The organism is Frankia sp. CoWAU3 (genome assembly GCF_977971855.1).
Genome location: NZ_CDWWXB010000248.1, coordinates 2,607 through 4,930, shown reverse-complemented (window position 1 = coordinate 4,930; position 2,324 = coordinate 2,607). Strand labels below are relative to the sequence as shown.

The window sequence follows — 2,324 nt, the reverse complement described above, 5'->3', positions numbered from 1 at the left end:
GCCACAGGCCGGGCTCAGGTTGCGGCACTGCGGGCGGTGGGCTCTCGGGCGATGTCCCATGCGGGCCGATCTGTGGAGGTGCCGCGAAGGCTGCCGGAGCGCTTCGATCGTCGTCCTTTCCGGATCGACGCGCTGCCCTCCCTCGTCACATCCGAGCAGATGGAACGCGCGCCCGGGCGGTCGCGGAGATCCGTGGCGGCGGCCATGCGTCCAGAAAATCGATCTTCGCTGCACGTGCCGATCGGAATCGGAGGGGACGAGCTGGAGATCGTCGAGGTGGATCTGGATGCCGACAGTCCCGGTTTCATGATCAGCGGCCCGCCACGATCCGGGCGCAGTTGCGTTCTACTCACGCTGGCATTGTCACTCCTTACCGAGGGCGCCCGAATCGTCGCGTTGACGCCGCGTCCGTCGCCCCTTCGTTCCCTCGCCCACCGACCCGGCGTCGTTGCCGTTCTGGACGGAACCATGAACCTCGTGGAGGAAGCGGGAAGCAACAGCACCGGCCGTCACGGCGGCCGCGGGCGGGGTGAGTCAGCCGTCACGCCGAAGACCCGTCGGACCGACACCACCCGGTCGCTGACCGACCTGCCAACCGGCCTGTCAGGGGACGAACCTCTGGTCGTCCTCGTCGACGACGCCGAACTGGTCGGTGAACGGGCCGCGGCCGAGCTGGCGGCCTTCTGGCAGGCCGCACGCGACGGCGGCGGCGTGTTGATCGTCGCCGGTACGACCGAGGAGCTGCTGGGCCAGTACCGCGGATTCCTCGTCGACGTCCGCCGCAGTGGGTACGGGCTACTCCTGGCCCCGGGGCGGCCGGGTGACGGCGAACTGCTCGGAGTCCGGCTGTCCCGCACGATCGGCGGCCCCGCGCCTCCAGGTCGCGGGGTGCTGGTGCGCCGCGGAGCCGTCCTTCCCGTCCAGGTCGCCTGTCCCCCGACACCCAACCTGCTCACGTCCCCCTCTGCTCGAGTCCCGAAAGGAACAATGCCGTGCGAACCGTGACCACACCAGCGGCCCAACAGGCGGCCGGGCGGATGAGCCGACAGCTACCCGATCTGCAGGCGACCACGACAAATCTGATCAATCATGGCAATACGTTGGCGGACCCGCGAAACTGGGAGGGCCCGAAGGCGCAGGTTTTTCGTGCCCAGGTCTGGCCGGAGGTACAGAACGCGCTGACCGACCTGCGGACGAACCTCGCCGAGCTCGCCCGCGGCATCACCGAGATCAACCGCCGAACCGCCGCGGCCGGAAGCTGAGGGATCACCCCGGGACCACACCCTCCCGGGACCACTGTCCACTGCGCCGTTCGCTCTCTTCCATGCCATCGAGGCGCTTTGCCGCCGAGACGGCCGTCCAGTTCCCCGTCACCGGAGCACACCATGACCCAGCCGTCCGATGTCACCGTCCGCAGCACGCCACAAGCCGTGACCGCCATCGCCGATCTCACCACGATCATCAACGGCCCGCTGCTCACCCATTTCGACGAGCTCCGCGCCGCGGCGAAGGTACTGATCGACCCGGAGAGCTGGGACGGCCGTAGCGCGGTCGATTTCCGGACCACCGTCTGGCCGGGATACGACCGGACCCTCACCGAACTGCACACCCAGCTGGATCAGCTACGTGCGCGGCTCGCCGAGATTCAGAACGAGATCCAGAGTGCCGGATGACCAGACCACTCCGGGGTCGGTCCGGCCTCGGTGTGTGGCCAGCGCCGGTGTTCCGCGGATGCGGGAATGGACAAGGTGGTCGATCGAAGATACGCCTGCCCTGGTACGCCGCGACAGTGGACACTTTTAGAGATAACTCAACGTAAGAATAAATTTGGACATTTAGCATCAGAACGGCACCAGATGCCGACCTTGAGTAGGGTATCATAGATTTTTCATCCCGAAATTTCCTCTACGCAACCACACTGGCCCGATTACAGCGGGTTCGTCCTTCTGTCGCCGTCCAGGCACAGCAGCGCGAGGAGGCCGGGTGTCCACTGCACGAGATCGATGTGCGGGCATCCAGGCGGCTCGGCGCCGCTCCCGCAAGTCCCGTCGGCTCGCCCCAGTCCAGAGCCTGGAGCGCCGGCATCCACGGCGGAGACATGCCATCGACCGGATCCAGGTAATGGTCACAAGAAGGTCAGGGAACTGCTGCTTCGCCCTGGAAACCGGCTTCCAGCGACCTAGCATGAGCGCCACGCGACCGGGCACGAGGCCGTGCCCGGAGTGCCCATGCGCCCGACCCTGCGCCTGATCGGGGACGTTCATGTCCACGCCGCTCCCGCCACCATCGACACCACTTCGATCCGCGCGGCCGTCCTCGCCGCC

3 protein-coding genes are annotated in these 2,324 nt (G+C 67.1%); all 3 read left to right on the top strand.

The window, feature by feature from the left end; genetic code table 11:
* Positions 1–234: 234 nt before the first annotated feature.
* A complete protein-coding gene (locus AC08ON_RS16485) occupies positions 235–1,005 on the top strand; it encodes a hypothetical protein (protein WP_476617287.1) in 771 nt (256 codons plus the stop codon).
* On the top strand, positions 993–1,262 hold the full coding sequence (locus AC08ON_RS16480; RefSeq protein ID WP_476608401.1) for a pyrophosphorylase: 270 nt from the start codon (positions 993–995) through the stop codon (positions 1,260–1,262). Before AC08ON_RS16485 ends, AC08ON_RS16480 begins: the two co-directional genes overlap by 13 nt.
* Positions 1,263–1,385: 123 nt before the next feature.
* On the top strand, positions 1,386–1,673 hold the full coding sequence (locus AC08ON_RS16475) for a hypothetical protein (protein WP_011434875.1): 288 nt from the start codon (positions 1,386–1,388) through the stop codon (positions 1,671–1,673).
* The last annotated feature ends 651 nt before the right edge of the window (positions 1,674–2,324 follow it).